We start from the raw sequence: 16,837 nt of genomic DNA, 5'->3' as shown, positions 1-16,837 counted from the left end.
TGTTATGACGATTCTGTGATATATTGAAGTGTGGTAACTTACAATATGAGAAGTTTCTTGAAACGGTCATTAAGTCTATTGGTTTCATTCGTGATAGCGATCCCCACTTTCATCATCCTGATCAGTAATACCCAAACTGAAACCCTAGAAGTAAACCGGACTCTAAACGAAAACTGGCGCGGCACCTACGACCTGCTGATCCGCCCCCAAAGCGCACTAAACCCCCTAGAAAAAACCCAAAACCTGGTTCGCCCCCTATTTCAAAGTGAAACCTACGGTGGCATCACCCTACAAAACCTAAAAGACATAAAAAGCATCCCCGGCATTCAAATCGCCGCGCCCGTCATGAACCTAGGGACCCTAGTCCAACACAGCGTCTACGAAAAAGACATCAGCCCCGAAATTGACGCCAGCCAACCCCAAATGCTGCGCTCCACTGTCAAAGAACGAACCCGAAACCGGCCCTTTAAAAACACCCTAGACCAGCCCCTGTACCAATTCTTCACCCCTAACCCCCTACCTGACCCCACACAAACCGGAAGCTTCAGCAAATACCAACACGTCCCCGATGCTGAAACTAACTTCAAAGAAAATGACAGTTACGTCTTTGCCATGGGGCACGAACACGCGCCCTCACATGACCTGAATCTACCCGCCGGAAAAACCAAACTATTCCTCCAAGGCCTGCCCCTGCTGGGTAACTGGATCGCGGTGGACCCTGAAGCAGAAGCGCAACTCTACCACCTAGACAATGCCGTAACCGACGGGCAGTACCTAACAGTAGGGCAGGCGGATACAGAACTAGCCGGGCTGGTGGTAAAAACCCAGGGGCCCATAGATTTCCAATACCAGATCACCACAGAAATCCTAGACCCCCAACTGGCCCAAGCCTGGCAGGCACAGGGAGCCACCCCAGACCTAATAGGCCAGCTACCCCAAAGTAAAAGCATTAAAACCCTCAACCTGCAAGTCCCAGCCAATGACACGTGGACACAAGAACTGGAAAGAAAAAACCGTCCCCAAAATGGTGCCCCCTATCTGAACGCTACCAGTATTTTCCAACCCGGCCCCGTAAAATACCAGCAGTCAGGTAACACCCTACAAGCCCGAAAAGTCCCCGCAAACTCGCAAGTATTTCACACCCTAGGTAGTGCTTATGCGTTCAGCAGCCTGGCAGATGACAGTGGCTTCCGGCCCGTACCCAACGGCTGGCTAAAACTAAGCAACCCCAGCGAACCAGATGAAGCCCCACGAATAAAAATAGCCGGAATTTTTGACCCCACCCGCCTGAGCAAAAACAGTCAAGCTGAGGTCCCCCTAGGGCTATACCAACAGCCCCAAATTAAGGCTGCAGACCAAACAACCAGGCAGGCCCTAAACTCTGACTTCCTTTACCCAGACCTGAACCCGATAGGCTACCAACTACCCCCAGTCAGTGTGATCACCGACCTGCAGGCCACCCTCCAGTACCTGCCAGAAGACAGTGCTCTGAAAGCCGCCCCGATCAGTTCCGTGCGCGTAAAAACCAGTATTACCGGCGGGGTTAACGAAAAAACCCTAGAACAATTGCGGCTGATCGCTAAACAAATCGAACAAAAAACTGGACTGCGTACTGACATTACCGTCGGATCCGCCAAAACGAACCAACTAGTACACTTGCCCGCCAGTGACCTGGGGGTCCCGGCCTTAAACCTAGAAGAAATCTGGGCGCAAAAAGGGGTAGTGCTAGCTATCAAACAGGCCCATGACCAAAAATCAATCCTCCTGGCGGCCCTGATCTTGACCGTCGCCTTACTAACCACCGTGATGGTCGCAGTAAGCCAAGTACGGGCCCAATATGTGACCCTCAGAACCCTCAGCCTGATAGGCTGGCGAGCCGGGCAAATTCGTAGACACCTGCTGAAAAAGTGGGCCCTACAAGGCCTACTGGCCGGCGCCCTAGGGGCGATCCTAACCTACCCGCTGGCCAAAGTACTGAAACTAAACCTAAACCCCTACCTGCCCATCCTAGCCTTACCCCTCACCCTGGCTTTAACGCTGTTGGCCGGCTGGGTAGCCTCACGCCAGGCCACCCGCCCCAACTTAGGAGCCAACAGTACCCCCACAATGCAAACCACCCGCCGATTCACTGCTCCCCGGGCCCGCCGTAGTCAGAACAGTCAGGGGCAGGACGTGTCGGGTCTTAAACAAGGGTCAGGCTCAGGGTACGCCCAGTCGGATCTTAAACTTCGGCAAAGCCCCTACCGGGTAGGGGTGGGAAGGTTTTACCTGCGCCCCGGGCGGGCCCTGATCTCAGTGGTCAATATTAGCCTAGCCGTGTCCGCCTTGGCGGTGATCCTCTGGCTGGGGGCGGACTTTAACGGCACGTTGATCGGCAACTACCTAGGGCAAATGGTGGAACTACAGGTACGTCATAGTGACCGGGTGGCCGTAGTGTTCATGGTCCTACTGGCGGCTATAAGCGTGGGCACCATGACCTGGTTGAATAACCTAGAGGACCGTTCCGTGTACGGTATTTTAGCTACCGTGGGTTGGAGCCGAATGATGGTTCTGAAAGCCCGCCTAGCAGCCAGTGTGACGGCCAGTTTTTGGGGTGGAATACTGGGTGGCGCTACCTCGTTAAGCCTGGCGTACCTACTACAGGGGTATATTAGTGGTCCGGTTCTAACCCAAACCCTGTGGTCAGTGCTGGCCGTAAGTGCCGCCAGTATTGCCGGCAGCCTGCTAGTAAAAAGCCCCCGCCAGCAGATTCACCACCTGCAGGAACGCTAAAAAGCGTTAGGTCGGCCGGCAGGCTCCGAGTATTACAGCTATTGTGGCCTGTCAAGCAAGCAAGGCTAGCGGCCCGCAGAGCAGTAACTAGCTACTGGATGCGCCCGTCTTTCACCCGCACAATTCGGTCAAGCCGGCTGGCCACCTGATCATCATGGGTGGCAATAATCATGGTTAAACCCAGTTTTTGGTGCAAATCAAGCAATAGGTCCATGATCTGCTGGGAGGTTTCTGAATCTAAATTCCCGGTGGGTTCATCTGCCAGTAACAGTTTAGGTTCGTTGACAAGCGCCCGGGCGATCGCCACCCGCTGCTGCTGCCCCCCAGAAAGCTGAGTCGGATAAGAATCAGCTCGCTCAGCCAAACCCACCTGCTCCAGGGCGGATAAAGCTAACTGCCGGTGCTCCCGCTTAGGGCGCCTACCCACCAGTGGGGCCGCCACATTCTCTAGCAGGGTCAGCGTGTTAATCAGATAAAACTGTTGGAATACGATCCCAATGCTGGCCCGATAATCGGCGACCGCGTTGCCTCGTAAATCCTGCAGGCACGTCTCACCCACCGTGATCCGCCCCGCATCAGCTTGATCAATCAAACCAATAAGATGCAGTAGGGTGGACTTGCCAGACCCGGAAGGCCCCATTAACGCTACTGACTGGCCTGCCGGGACCTCCAAAGAAGCCTGATCCGCAGCCTTGATTTGCACTTCCTTACTGGGGTAGTAAACCTTCGAAACACCCTGCAGGGAAACCGCCACTGCCTCCTTGGCAGAGGAGTGGTTGTTCATGTTCAATACGGATGAGACGCTGGGGGTAGCGGAGTCTTTCAAAATTACGGATAAATCCGTTTCGTTGGTTTCTGATGGGCTGCTTTCTACTGCTGGTATGGAAGCGGTCTGAGGGGTATCTGGTCCTACTTCACGAACTCGACGTCGAGTCGGAAATCTATCACCCATGATCGAACTCCTAAATCTCTAGAAAAACATATAAATAGAGACTAAATGAATGCTAATTCTTGGACAATCGTATCATGCCCCTTGAATCTAAAAGCACACTAGAAGCTACAAAAACTGGTTGGAAATCAAGCACGCTTAATATGCGCTAAGAAATGCTCCAAATCTTCGGGCGTATCAATATCAAAAGCATCAGCCGCCGACACCGGCACCGCAGTCACCTCAAGATCAGACCACAAGCGACGCAAAGAAATATCCCGCACCGGACCAGCCTTAAACAGGTCAGCCATGGACTGCCAAGGCATCAACATGATGGTCGGATAGTGCTGCTCACCAACCACGGCCTGCCAAGCCGGCCACGCACCCTCGGAAAAGGCCGCCTCTGAACTAGCGTCATCTGCTGCCTGCCTAGTCGCGGCAACCAGGTCCTCTAACGCCAGTACCCCATAGGGGGCATCAACCGGCAAAACCGCCACCCAACGGGGCAGCTGTTCGCCAGCCTTGAAGAACTCAAAACCCGCAGACACGCCCGCTGCCGGGCCCCCAAACGGAGGATCCTCCAAAGTACTAGGAACCCCCGCGGGTAGATCCAAAGAATCCGGGGCCACCACCACCAGACGCGCCCCGGGGAAACGCTGCTGCAGGAGCTCTAGGCTGTAATCCACCATGCGGCGCGAACCAACCTGCAAGCCCGGCTTAGAAACCCCACCTAGGCGCTTCGCAGTGCCGCCCGCCAGCAAAATCACTGCCAGCCCGGCCGCGGAACCATCCAAAAGCTCAGTGCTCATTCCTGGCCGGCATCCTTCAGGGCCGCCTCACGGGTCCACTGGCCCGAACGACCCCCAGACTTCACAATAATCTGGCACTGTTCAATGCTGACCAGCTTATCGACACCCTTAACCATATCCACGACCGCCAAAGCCGCCACGGACACAGCCGTCAAAGCTTCCATCTCCACGCCGGTACGATCCGCAGTGCGCACCGTAGCCGTGATCTTCACGTGCTCTTCCAGCAGTTCCAAATCCACCTTCGCCCCATGCACACCAATGGTGTGCGCCAAAGGCAATAGCTCCGGCACGCGCTTAGCCGCAGAAATACCCGCAATCCGGGCCACCGCCAACACGTCACCCTTCGGGACCGTGCCCTCACGCAGGGCATCCATAATCGGCTTTGAGACGCGCACCAAGCCCTCGGCCGTAGCCTGACGGACCGTCGGCTGCTTCTCAGTCACATCAACCATGTAGGCCTCACCGGACTGATCCAAATGCGTAAACTTCATAACTACTCCAAAACTAGAAAAACCATTAACAGAAACAAAATCGGGGTCCAAACCGGGCTTAAGCCCCGTCTAGCAAAAGGCCAACTGGGACCCATCCGGCCCCCATAAGACCTAGAACCAGGGCAGTCGCAGGTCCAAAACCGGCACCGAAACGCCCGCCTCAACCTGATCCCAATCCTCCGGGATAATCGCCAAACCCTCAGCCAAAGGCAAAGAAGCCACCAAGTGCGAACCCGAACCCAAAGTATGAGTCCGCTCCACCACGCTGGTATCCGCATTATCAAAACGCACCGGCACAAACTGACGGCGACCAGCCGGAGAGTTAAAAGACTCCGGGAACGTGGCCGAGCGCCCTCGGGCCCCCAAAGAAGTCAAACGCTCCACCGGGATCCCCTGCATCGCGCCCAAAATCGGGACCACAAAAGTATGGAAAGAAACAAACACCGAAACCGGATTACCCGGCAAAGCCAACATCAGGCACTTGCGGTCACGACCCGAAAGCTGCCCAAAACCCTGCGGCTTACCCGGCTGCATGGCGACCTTATGGAAACTGAAACCCTGCTGGGCCGTCACCGCCTTCACCACATCATAGGCACCCGCGGACACCCCACCGGTCGTAATGGCCACATCAAAACCATCATCCGCCACCGACGCCAACAACTGCGCAAAATCATCCGGCGTATCAGAAGAAGTCCGCAAGACCTCCACCTCATAGCCGGCCGCCTGCAACAGGCCCCGCAACAGTACCGAGTTCGAATCCGGGATCTGCCCCGGACCCAGTGGCTCACCGGCCGCAACCAGCTCATCGCCCGTACTGATCACCGCGACCCGAGGGCGCGCAAAGACTTCCAGGTCCCCAAAACCAACCGACGCCAACGCGCTCAGGGCCGTGGCCGACAGGACCTGGCCCGCCGGGAAAACCGGGTCCCCAACCTGGACATTCTCACCTTGGCGGCGCACATTAGCCTGCGGCTTCACCGGCTCATTAATCACCACCTGCTGCGGTAGTGGGGCCGCGCCGGCTGGCTGGTCCGTCAACTCCACCGGGACTACCGTATCGGCGCCCTTTGGCAGGGGAGCGCCTGTCATAATGCGGATCGCCTGCCCCGGACCACACTCAAGGTCCCCGCTGGCGCCCGCCGCGACCTCGCCCGCCACCTGCAAGGTCAACGGGAAGGAAGTCAAGTCCTCAAAACGAACCGCAAAACCATCCATGGCGGAGTTCGTAAAGGGCGGAACCGGGAAGCGGGCCTGATAATCCCGGGCGCAAACTCGTCCCAAAGCCTCAGGCAGAGGCAAAACTTGGGTGGGTAAAACCGGGGTCACAGAAAGAAGTTCAGAAAGGTAATCCTCAACCTTAAGCGGTGCCATCATTGCCTCCAAAAGACGTAGTTAACCCCATTCTAGCGAAGGGCATTAACCCCCGAAAGGTACCAGCCGCCAAGTATTAAATAGTGCACTACCAAACAGGACCTGACCCTCCAGCGTCGGGGATAGGCCACACAGGTACTTGATTGCCTCTGCGGCCATCACCGAACCAGCCTGACCACAAGCCGCGCCCAGCACCCCATCGGTCGCCCCCGAAGGAGTCGTACCCGGTTGCGGAACATGCGGGTACAGGGCCCGCAAACCATCACCCTGACGCGGGGTAAACAGGCTCACCTGGAAATCCCAGCCCACAATCGTGCCCCACAAGTGCGGCACCTGCGCCACCTGGCAAGCCCTAGAAATCGAATACTTAGTCTCAAAGTTATCCGAAGCGTCAATCACCAGATCGTAGCTGCGCAGCAGCTCCAGCCACTCTTCGGGCACAAAGAAATCATCATCCACGCGCGGGAAACGACCCAGCTCCCGGTATTCCACCTGCGGGTTGAAATCACGCAGCGTCTGAATCGCCGACTGCGCCTTCGGCTGGCCCAGACGCGACCACGGGTGCAGGAATTGACGCTGCAGGTTCGAAGCCTCCACCACATCGAAATCGCATACCGCTAGGTGTCCGACCGAGGCCGCCGCCAAGTACATCAGTACGGGGGACCCCAAACCGCCCGCACCCACTACTAGGACCCGGGATTGGTAAAGGCGACGCTGACCCTCTTGCCCCAATTGGCTAATCAGCGCGGTCCGGTAATCGCGATCAGTCACGGGCTGTTCCGCATCCCCTTGGACCACTAGGGGGATCTCGGTGGTGGGCATGGCAGCCTCTTGAGCAATCGGGGAAGAGACCGAAACCTCCGGTGCCGCCAAGGGTGTAGGCGGGTCCGTATCGGGTAGCTGGTCACCCAAGGGTGAGGGATTAAACTGTGATTGCATTTGGGGGTCCTTAAAAATGCCGGGGTAAGATAGATAGACCGAGTTAAACACTAACCTTAAAGCAAATGCTTAACTGAATAAATAGAAAGTACGTCTTTTAATGGAAAACCCTCAAACTGCCCCCTCTAAGGTCCGTAACGCGCAGATCCTAGATACGCCTTTAGACCTAGAGGCTGCCTTAGTAGCAGTTGAGGATCCGGCCGCGGGGGCCGTAGTTTCCTTCGTCGGGCAGGTGCGCAACCATGACCACGGCGCTCAGGTAACCCACCTGGATTACTCTTCGCACCCGGTTGCGCAAGAAACCATTGAAGAAATCGCTAACGAGGTCGCGGCGCGCCCTGACATTACCGCCCTCTGGGTGGCACACCGGGTAGGTAGCCTACAGATTGGAGACGCGGCCCTAGTCGCTACCGTTTCCGCCCCGCACCGTGGCCCCGCTTTTGAAGCCCTGAGTGACCTGGTTGAGGAAGTAAAGAAGCGCCTGCAGATCTGGAAGTGCCAGTACTTCCCGGACGGCACCCACGAATGGTCCAACTGCCCCTGAACCGGGCTTGGTTAGAAAGGCTTAGCCGCCGGCAAAGGGCGGAAGCACATCCAACTGGGGTGCAGCCAACTGCGCCAAAGGTAGGGTCCGGTCAGTAACCGGCTTACCGGCGCAAAGGAAGGTAGCGACCTCGAAAATCGGGGCTAGCGCCTCACGCTGACCAGACAGGTAATCCAATAGATCCTGCACGGTTTCTAGCGTGGTCGTATCAACCGGCCAATCATCGGTTTCAGCCGCAGCCGCGGCGCCGGCATAGAAGCGAACCAAAAAATCATCAGCCATAATCTTCCCCAACTTTCAATAGTTTTAAAACTCTCAGTAGCAATAAAAATCCAGCCGATGAATCGGCAAAAGCAATACTGTGTTACCAGTTACAAATCGTAACTCAGGTTAGCCACCAATTTCAGACATTAAGCGCTCAGGTTGAATAAAGTTCGGATCGTTAATCCCATGACCTGCCGGCTTTTGCCACATAGTCAAAGACCAAAGCTCCGCCAATTCCCGGTCTGACGCCCCCTGGCGCATTGCATCACGCAAAGAAGTCTCAGATAGAGAGAACAGGCAAGAGCGAATCGCCCCATCAGCGGTCAGACGGGTCCGGTCACAGTCCCCGCAGAAGGGCCGAGTCACCGAGGCAATAATGCCCACCTGGCCCAAAGGCTCCAGATTTTGGGCCGACTGTTCCGTGGTGCCCAAGGGGTGCACATCCCACAGTTCCGCTGGGGCGCTACCACGCTGACCAACCGGAGTTAGGAAGTACTTCGCCTCCAGAATCTCCAAGATATCGCTGGCCTTAGCCATCTGATCCAAACGCCAAGTATGCTTCGGACCCAACGGCATGTGTTCAATAAAACGCAGCTGATAGCCGTGCTCTAAACAGAAGTCCAGCAGGTCCGCGCTCTGATCCAGATTCTCATCCAGCATTGCTACCGTATTGACCTTAATGGGGGACAGGCCGGCCGCCTTTGCGGCCTTCAAACCCTCTAGTACCTGCGGCAGGCGGTCCCGGCGGGTTAGGCGCGCGTAGGATTCTCGATCGACCGTATCTAGGGAAACGTTCACACGCTGCAGGCCCGCATCCTTCAGTGCCTGGGCGCGCTTATCAAGGCCCAGTGCGTTAGTGGTCAGGGAAATCTCCGGGTGACCATCAGGGCCCTCAAGGGCAGCGGTGCGCGAAATAATGTCTTCTAGGGAACGGCGTAGTAGGGGCTCGCCGCCGGTAAAACGAATCTTATTGACGCCTAAATCTTCAACCGCAATGCGGATTAGGCGCAGCAGTTCATCATCGGTTAGAACTTCGGGGGAGGGTAGCCAGTCCATGCCCTCGGCGGGCATGCAGTAGGTGCAGCGCAGGTTGCAGCGGTCCGTCAAAGAGACGCGCAAATCCTTTGCGACGCGTCCGTAACGGTCCTTAAGCAGCACAAATCCCCCTCTAGATAAGTGAATCAACCCTGATCGGGTAAAACAATGAAAAATATTTTACACGGAGAAAAGGGTAAAAAATAGTCTGACCTAAGTTGGGTCAGTGGTCGCCCCCACCCAACTGTTCCAGAATGTGCGGAACTAGTGGGCCTAGGACGGTAACAGTGTCACGAACACCACCAGAAGAACCGGGAGCGTTAATCACCATCGCCCCGTCAGACTCCTTTGAAGTAACCCCCACTAGGCCACGGGAAAGGCCTGCCAACGGGGTCTTCTGTAGACCGTAGGTGACTACCTGCTGGGCTAGGCCGGGAAGCTCGGCGGCTAATAGGGGAGCGGTTGCTTCGGGTGTCACATCGCGCGGCGTAACCCCGGTACCGCCTGTGGTTAGCACCACACGGGCGCCATCCTTAACGGCTTGAGAAATGGCGGCCTGAATCTGGTCGACCTCGTCCGGGATGACTACCGGGTCGCCGCAGACCACATCAAAATCAGCGAGCAAGCTGACTGCTAGGGGACCAGATTTATCTTCGCGCTTACCGTTAAAGCAGCGATCCGAAACCGTAATTACGGCACCCTTAACGGGTTCGGGAAGCTTATGAAATCCTTTTTCCTTAATGGGCTCATTGGTCATTTCAGGCACCTTCTTCATTGACTTTTTGTGCAGGATGAGCACCCTCAAAGTCTAGCAAAAATTGATTTAAGTAAGACTCATTTTTCAAAATACGATGTCAGAAAACGACTAGGTCACACTTTTTATCCGCAGGAATTCAACAAAAATCGGCATAAAAGAATTTTCACAGAAAAATCCGGGTTAATTGTTTGTGAAAAAAGAACTTATAACCACCAAAAAACACTAGGTGCCAACACCTAGAGGAGGACACCATGGCACAGTTGGACACTTCCGGACGGGTTCTACAGGGATGGGACCCATCTAAAGAAGAATCTTGGGATTCCAAGATCGCTTGGCGCACCCTATGGATCTCAACATTCTCTCTAACCATCGCATTCTGTGTATGGTTCCTAGTTTCCGCCATCGCCCCGAAGCTAAATCAGATCGGCTTCGACCTAAGTAAGGCCCAGCTCTACTGGCTAGCCGCCATCCCGGGCCTCTCTGGCGGTCTAATGCGACTCATCTACATGTTCCTACCCCCGGTCATCGGCACCCGGAAGCTAGTGGGCTGGTCCTCACTACTATTCCTCATCCCCATGATCGGCTGGTTCTTCGCTGTCCAGAACCCCGCCACCCCCTACTGGTGGCTACTATGCCTATCGGCCATGACCGGTATTGGCGGCGGCTCCTTCGCCGGCTACATGCCCTCCACCGGCTACTTCTTCCCCAAGGAAAAGCAGGGCACTGCCCTAGGCCTACAGGCCGGCATCGGTAACTTCGGCGTTTCCCTAGTGCAGCTCCTAGGCCCCTGGGTAATGGGTTCAGCCATGCTCAGCCTCGGCCTAGTAATGCCCGCCCAGGCCAAAGACGGCGGCGAAATCTACGTTGGAAACATCGCCCTCTTCTTCATCCCGTGGACCATCATCGCCGCGGTTCTAGCCTTCCTATACCTAAAGGACGTGCCGATCAAGGCTAACTTCAAGCAGCAGATCGACATCTTCGGCAACAAGAACACCTGGATCATGACCCTGATCTACGTTATGACCTTCGGTGCTTTCTCTGGCTTCTCTGCCCAGTTCGCTCTACTAATCAACAACACCTTCGGTGCTGCCTCTGATTTCGCAGCCACGGTCCCCGCCGACCAGCTACCCAAGGGCCTAACCTACGCCTTCCTAGGCCCACTAATCGGTTCCGCCATGCGCGCCGCCTTCGGCCCGCTCTGTGACCGCTTCGGTGGCGCTATCTGGACCCTAATCTCCGGTGCTGGCATGACCGTCACCACCTTCCTAGCGGCCCTGTACCTACACCCGACCAGCGTCAACGACTTCTGGCCCTTCCTAGCCTTCATGCTAGGCATGTTCTTCTTCTCTGGTGTGGGCAACGCCGGCACCTTCAAGCAGATGCCCATGATTCTTCCTCCCCGTCAGGCTGGTGGCGTCATCGGCTGGACCTCTGCGATTGCCTCCTTTGGCCCCTTCTTCGTAGGTATCGCCCTATCTGGCCTAGACGCACAGGTCTTCTTCTTCGGCTCCGCCGTATTCTTCCTAATCTGCACCGTTCTAACTTGGATTTACTACGCCCGTCCGGGTGCCCCCTTCCCGGGCTGAGCCGGCAACTAGCAAACCTGAGGTAAAAAATGACTAACAAAAATGCTTCAAAGCTCCTAGAAATGGGAGCCTGGCTGCGTGGTGGTAAAGCCTCCGAGGACTCGCGCGCGATCTTCCTCGACGGCGGTCGTTCCGCTGACACCTTCTACCGTCAGCGCTACGCCTACGACAAGGTCGTCCGCTCCACCCACGGCGTTAACTGCACCGGCTCCTGCTCCTGGAAGGTCTACGTCAAAGACGGCGTGATCACCTGGGAAGCCCAGCAGACCGACTACCCGTCCACCGGACCGGACCTACCGGACTACGAACCCCGCGGCTGCCCCCGTGGCGCCGCCTTCAGCTGGTACGAGTACTCACCGACCCGTATCCGCTACCCCTACGTCCGCTCCGTCCTGCTCGAAGCCTACCGCCGCTTCAAGGCCGAAGGTAAAGACCCGGTAGAAGCCTGGGCTGCCATCCAGGCCGACCCGCAGCTGGTCAAGGCCTACAAGTCTGCCCGAGGACGCGGCGGCCTAGTCCGCACCACCTGGGACGAAGCCATGGAGATCGTCGCCGCGGCGAACGTCTCCACCATTAAGGAATACGGCCCGGACCGCATTGCCGGCTTCACCGTGCTTCCCGCCATGTCCATGGTGTCCTTCGGTGCCGGCTCCCGCTACCTACAGCTAATCGGTGGCGTGAACCTCTCCTTCTACGACTGGTACGCGGACCTTCCCGTGGCCTCCCCGCAGGTCTTCGGTGACCAGACCGACGTCCCCGAATCGGGCGACTGGTTCAACTCCGACTACCTGATCATGTGGGGCTCCAACGTTCCGCTAACCCGTACCCCCGACGCCCACTTCATGACCGAAGCCCGCTATCACGGGCAGAAGGTCGTCGTGGTTTCCCCCGACTACGCGGACAACACCAAGTTCGCTGACGAGTGGCTCCGCGTCAACCCCGGTACTGACGGTGCCGTCGCCCAGGCCATGGGTCACGTTATCCTCAAGGAATACCACGTGGGCAAGCAGACCCCGTACTTCCTCAAGTACCTACAGAAGTACTCCGATTCACCCTTCCTGCTCACCCTAGAAGAGAAGGACGGCAAGCTAGTTCCCGGTAACTTCCTGACCGCCGCGGACCTCCCCGAGGGCCACGAACTGAAGGATTCTGAGAACGCCAAGCAGCGCCTCCTCGTCTGGGATGCAGACGGCACGGTCAAGGACCCGGGCGGCACCCTAGCGGACCGTCACGGCCCCGCCGGCGCTGGCAAGTGGAACCTCAAGCTAGATGGTATTGACCCGCTCCTAAGCTTGCTGGAAACCGAAAACTACCAGACCGCCACCGTGGAGCTACCGCGCTTCGACCTACCCGGCCAGACCACCCCGGAAGGCCCCGTCGGCGTCGGTACCGTTAACCGTGGCGTCCCGGTCCAGAAGGTTGGCGACCACCTAGTCACCACCGTCTTCGACCTACTACTAGCCAACTACGGTGTGGCCCGCGCGGACCTACCGGGCGAATGGCCCACCGGTTACGAGGATGCTTCCGCCCCCGGCACCCCCGCCTGGGCTGAAGAACTAACCGGTGTTTCCGCCAACCAGATCATCCGCATTGCGCGCGACTTCGCCACCAACGCGGAAGAAACCGAAGGCCGCTCCATGATCATCATGGGCGCCGGCGTGAACCACTACTACCACGCGGACACCATCTACCGCACCATGCTGGCCCTAACCACCATGTGTGGTACCCAGGGTGTTAACGGTGGCGGCTGGGCACACTATGTGGGCCAGGAAAAGGTTCGCCCCATGACCGGTTGGGCACAGTACTCCTTCGCCCTTGACTGGGTCCGCCCGCCGCGTCACATGATCGCCACCGGTTTCTGGTACTTCACCACCGACCAATGGCGTTACGACGGCGTGCGCGCCGACCGCCTAGGTGGCCCCGATGCTGCTAACGTCTTCGGCGACCTAACCGCCGCGGACACCCTGGTGGAAGCTTCCCAGCGTGGCTGGATGCCCACCTACCCGGCCTTCGACCGCTCCTCCCTACAGTTGGGTGCGGACGCCGCTGCCGCCGGTAAGGGCGCAGCCGAATACGTGGCCGAAGAACTCACCGCGGGCCGACTCAAGTTCGCCTGTGAAGACCCCGATGCGATCCAGAACCAGCCCAAGGTACTGTTCAACTGGCGTACCAACCTGCTAGGTTCCTCCGCTAAGGGCACCGAGTTCTTCCTACGCCACATGCTGGGCGCCGATAACGACGTCCAGGCTGAAGAACTAGCCCCCGAGGCTCGCCCCCGCAAGATGACCTGGCGTGACGAGGCCCCGCAGGGCAAGCTGGACCTAATGGTGACCGCGGACTTCCGCAACACCTCTACCACGCTGTTCTCTGACGTGGTCCTACCGGCTGCCACCTGGTACGAAAAGTACGACCTTTCCTCCACGGATATGCACCCCTACGTGCACTCCTTCAACGCGGCCATCAACCCGCCGTGGGAAGCTCGCACCGACTTCCAGCTGTTCCAGGACCTATCCGCGCTAGTCTCTGACTTCGCCGGTGAACACCTGGGCACCCAGAAGGACGTTATCTCCGTGCCGCTCGCACACGATACTCCCGATGAGATCACCGGCCCCGGCCCGCACGTCCAGCCGCGTTCCGAATGCGGTTGGGTCCCCGGCCTGAACATGCCGAAGATCGTCGAGGTCGAACGCGACTACACGAAGATCCTAGAAAAGTACAATGCCATTGGCCCGCTACCTGAAAAGGTCGGCATGGGCACCAAGGGCATCCTGTTCAAGCCCGAACTGGAAATCAAGCAGCTAGCCCGCATGAACGGTACGGTTCCGACCGCCCTAGGCCCGCGCCCGGCGATCGACACCGATAAGAAGGCTGCGGAAATGATGCTGCGCCTGTCCGGCACCACTAACGGTCGCCTGGCCACCGCCGGCTTCAAGCACCTGGATGAGCGTACCGGTACCTACACTCAGGACCTTTCCGCTTCTTCCGAGGACGTTCGCATCACCTTCCGTGACGTGCAGGAAAAGCCCATGTCCATTGTGACCAGCCCCGAATGGTCGGGTTCTGAGCACGGTGGCCGCCGCTACTCCGCCTTCGTGATTAACGTCGAACGTGAGAAGCCCTGGCACACCCTGTCGGGCCGTCAGCACTTCTTCCTTGACCACGACTGGATCAAGGGTATGGGTGAAGCCCTCCCGGTCTTCCGACCCCCGTTGGATCTGCTGCACCTATACGGTGAAGCCGCCCCGGGCACCGTCGGCCAGAACGGCCAGGGTCAGACCGAGGTAGCCGTCCGCTACCTGACCGTCCACAACAAGTGGGCGATCCACTCCCAGTACTTCGACAACATTCACATGTTGACCCTGGGTCGTGGCGGTCAGACCGTCTGGATGTCCATTAAGGACGCCGAGAAGATCGGCGTTAAGGACAACGACTGGATTGAAGTTGCTAACCGCAACGGTGTGGTTTCTGCTCGCGCAGTGGTTTCTCACCGTATGCCAGAGGGAACCGTGTTCATGCATCACGCGCAAGAGCGCACCATGAACACCCCGTTGAATGAGTCCACCGGTAAACGCGGTGGTACCCACAACTCCCTAACCCGTATTTTCTTGAAGCCCTCTCACCTGATTGGTGGCCACGGCCAGTTCAACTACGCGTTTAACTACATTGGCCCCACCGGTAACCAGAGAGATGAGGTTACGGTCGTTCGTCGTCGTAGCCAGGAGGTACAGTTCTGATGAAGATCATGGCTCAAATCGCAATGGTCATGAACCTAGACAAGTGCATCGGCTGCCACACCTGTTCCGTGACCTGTAAGCAGGCCTGGACCAACCGTGAAGGCACCGAGTACATGTGGTTCAACAACGTGGAAACCCGCCCCGGTGTTGGCTACCCGCAGCAGTGGGAAGACCAGGAAAAGTGGAAGGGTGGCTGGGAACGTACCGCCAGCGGCAAGCTCAAGCCCAAGGCCGGCGGTCGCCTAAAGAAGCTCACCCAGATCTTCGCCAACCCGAACATGCCGGAGCTGGACGACTACTACGAGCCCTGGACCTACGAGTACGAAAAGCTCCTGTCCGCCCCGAAGGACTCCAAGTCCCTCCCGGTGGCACGCGCCAAGTCGCAGGTCAGCGGCAAGCACATGGACACCATCTCTTGGGGTCCGAACTGGGACGACGACCTGGGTGGTAGTGCAGAAACCATGCACAAGGACCCGGTTCTAGACCAGATGAACCTGAAGGTTAAGACTCAGATCGAAGAAACCTTCATGTTCTACCTGCCCCGCATCTGTGAACACTGCCTAAACCCCACCTGTGTTTCTTCCTGCCCCTCTGGTGCTATGTACAAGCGCACCGAAGACGGCATCGTGCTAGTGGACCAGGATAAGTGCCGCGGCTGGCGCATGTGCGTCTCTGGCTGCCCCTACAAGAAGGTCTACTTCAACCACGACACCGGTAAGGCCGAAAAGTGCACCATGTGCTACCCGCGCCTAGAAATCGGACAGCCCACCATCTGTTCCGAAACCTGCGTGGGCCGCCTACGCTACCTGGGCGTGCTGCTCTACGATGCTGACGCTGTCCTCGAGGCTGCCAGCGTCGAAAACGAGCACGACCTCTACCCGGCACAGTGCGACCTACTACTAGATCCGCACGACCCGCAGGTAATCGCCCAGGCCCTAGCCGACGGCGTCCCGCAGGGCTTCATCGATGCTGCCCAGCAGTCACCGATCTACGACCTGATCCACAAGTACCACGTGGCCCTACCGCTACACCCGGAATACCGCACCATGCCCATGGTTTGGTACATCCCGCCGCTCTCTCCGGTCGTGGAAGCAGTATCCCAGGCCGGTAGCGACGGTGAAGACCACCGCGTCCTACTCACCGCGATCAGCCAGATGCGTATCCCCATGGAATACCTAGCTGGCCTGTTCACCGCTGGTGATACCGTCCCGGTCGAAAAGTCCCTGCGTCGCCTAGCGGCCATGCGTTCCTACATGCGTACCGTCCGCGTTAACGGCACCGGTGATGAAAGCATTGCCGAAGCTGTGGGCATGACCGGTGAGGAACTGGAAGCCATGTACCGTCTACTAGCTATCGCCAAGTACGACGACCGCTACGTGATTCCTACCTCCCACCCGGAAGAGCCCCGCGGCATTCGTGAGCTACGCGAAACCAACGGCGACTACGACCCCTACGGCAACTTCAATAATGGTGGTGTCTTCCCGAACTCTGCTAACGCGGCAGAGGTTGGTCCGGGTGCCGGCGCCCCGGCTGCCTGTGGTGGCGGCTGTGGCCTAGCCCAGGAGTCCGCACAGAAGGTATTCGTGACCTTACGGACTAGGAAGTAA

The 16,837-nt window shown here is 57.7% G+C and carries 13 protein-coding genes; 5 read left to right on the top strand and 8 right to left on the bottom strand.

Annotated elements, in window-relative coordinates; translation table 11 throughout:
- Window positions 1-57: 57 nt before the first annotated feature.
- Complete coding sequence (locus tag BSR28_RS01165) at window positions 58-2,772, top strand: FtsX-like permease family protein (RefSeq protein ID WP_158020313.1); 2,715 nt, start codon at window positions 58-60, stop codon at window positions 2,770-2,772.
- 91 nt (window positions 2,773-2,863) lie between these two features.
- On the opposite strand, the gene BSR28_RS01160 is transcribed toward BSR28_RS01165, so the two are convergent.
- The 5 genes from BSR28_RS01160 to BSR28_RS01140 form a co-directional block, all read right to left on the bottom strand.
- Complete coding sequence (locus BSR28_RS01160) at window positions 2,864-3,724, bottom strand: ABC transporter ATP-binding protein (RefSeq protein WP_233120578.1); 861 nt, start codon at window positions 3,722-3,724, stop codon at window positions 2,864-2,866.
- A 125-nt stretch (window positions 3,725-3,849) separates the two neighbouring features.
- Complete coding sequence (mobA, locus tag BSR28_RS01155) at window positions 3,850-4,509, bottom strand: molybdenum cofactor guanylyltransferase (RefSeq protein ID WP_073713086.1); 660 nt, start codon at window positions 4,507-4,509, stop codon at window positions 3,850-3,852.
- On the bottom strand, window positions 4,506-5,000 hold the full coding sequence (moaC, locus tag BSR28_RS01150; protein ID WP_073713085.1) for a cyclic pyranopterin monophosphate synthase MoaC: 495 nt from the start codon (window positions 4,998-5,000) through the stop codon (window positions 4,506-4,508). Before moaC ends, mobA begins: the two co-directional genes overlap by 4 nt.
- A 111-nt stretch (window positions 5,001-5,111) precedes the next feature.
- The gene (locus BSR28_RS01145; RefSeq protein ID WP_083562831.1) at window positions 5,112-6,371 is read right to left on the bottom strand and encodes a molybdopterin molybdotransferase MoeA; all 1,260 of its coding nucleotides are present in this window, start codon (window positions 6,369-6,371) and stop codon (window positions 5,112-5,114) included.
- Between the two features lie 45 nt (window positions 6,372-6,416).
- Window positions 6,417-7,310: a HesA/MoeB/ThiF family protein gene (locus BSR28_RS01140; RefSeq protein ID WP_083562829.1), complete on the bottom strand. Its 894-nt coding sequence runs from the start codon at window positions 7,308-7,310 to the stop codon at window positions 6,417-6,419.
- Between the two features lie 100 nt (window positions 7,311-7,410).
- Between BSR28_RS01140 and BSR28_RS01135 the strand changes: the two genes are divergently transcribed.
- Complete coding sequence (locus BSR28_RS01135) at window positions 7,411-7,854, top strand: molybdenum cofactor biosynthesis protein MoaE (protein WP_073713083.1); 444 nt, start codon at window positions 7,411-7,413, stop codon at window positions 7,852-7,854.
- Between the two features lie 21 nt (window positions 7,855-7,875).
- On the opposite strand, the gene BSR28_RS01130 is transcribed toward BSR28_RS01135, so the two are convergent.
- The 3 genes from BSR28_RS01130 to BSR28_RS01120 all read right to left on the bottom strand — a co-directional run bounded on the left by BSR28_RS01130 (window position 7,876) and on the right by BSR28_RS01120 (window position 9,910).
- A complete protein-coding gene (locus tag BSR28_RS01130) occupies window positions 7,876-8,136 on the bottom strand; it encodes a hypothetical protein (protein WP_073713082.1) in 261 nt (86 codons plus the stop codon).
- Window positions 8,137-8,244: 108 nt separating this feature from the next.
- Window positions 8,245-9,276: a GTP 3',8-cyclase MoaA gene (gene moaA, locus BSR28_RS01125; protein WP_233120577.1), complete on the bottom strand. Its 1,032-nt coding sequence runs from the start codon at window positions 9,274-9,276 to the stop codon at window positions 8,245-8,247.
- A 100-nt stretch (window positions 9,277-9,376) separates the two neighbouring features.
- The gene (locus BSR28_RS01120; protein ID WP_198928896.1) at window positions 9,377-9,910 is read right to left on the bottom strand and encodes a MogA/MoaB family molybdenum cofactor biosynthesis protein; all 534 of its coding nucleotides are present in this window, start codon (window positions 9,908-9,910) and stop codon (window positions 9,377-9,379) included.
- A 251-nt stretch (window positions 9,911-10,161) separates the two neighbouring features.
- On the opposite strand from BSR28_RS01120, the gene BSR28_RS01115 reads away from it, so the two are divergent.
- From BSR28_RS01115 to narH, 3 genes are read left to right on the top strand one after another with little or no spacing between them, the layout of a single operon-like run.
- Window positions 10,162-11,496 carry a nitrate/nitrite transporter gene (locus tag BSR28_RS01115; RefSeq protein WP_073713081.1) on the top strand — a complete coding sequence of 445 codons (1,335 nt, stop codon included), beginning with the start codon at window positions 10,162-10,164 and terminating at the stop codon, window positions 11,494-11,496.
- 29 nt (window positions 11,497-11,525) lie between these two features.
- On the top strand, window positions 11,526-15,230 hold the full coding sequence (locus BSR28_RS01110; RefSeq protein WP_073713080.1) for a nitrate reductase subunit alpha: 3,705 nt from the start codon (window positions 11,526-11,528) through the stop codon (window positions 15,228-15,230).
- Complete coding sequence (narH, locus tag BSR28_RS01105) at window positions 15,230-16,837, top strand: nitrate reductase subunit beta (protein ID WP_073713079.1); 1,608 nt, start codon at window positions 15,230-15,232, stop codon at window positions 16,835-16,837. Before BSR28_RS01110 ends, narH begins: the two co-directional genes overlap by 1 nt.

Origin of the sequence: Boudabousia liubingyangii (assembly GCF_001907245.1) — a bacterium.
GTDB lineage: Bacteria > Actinomycetota > Actinomycetes > Actinomycetales > Actinomycetaceae > Boudabousia > Boudabousia liubingyangii.
This window is presented reverse-complemented; position numbering and strand designations above follow the sequence as displayed.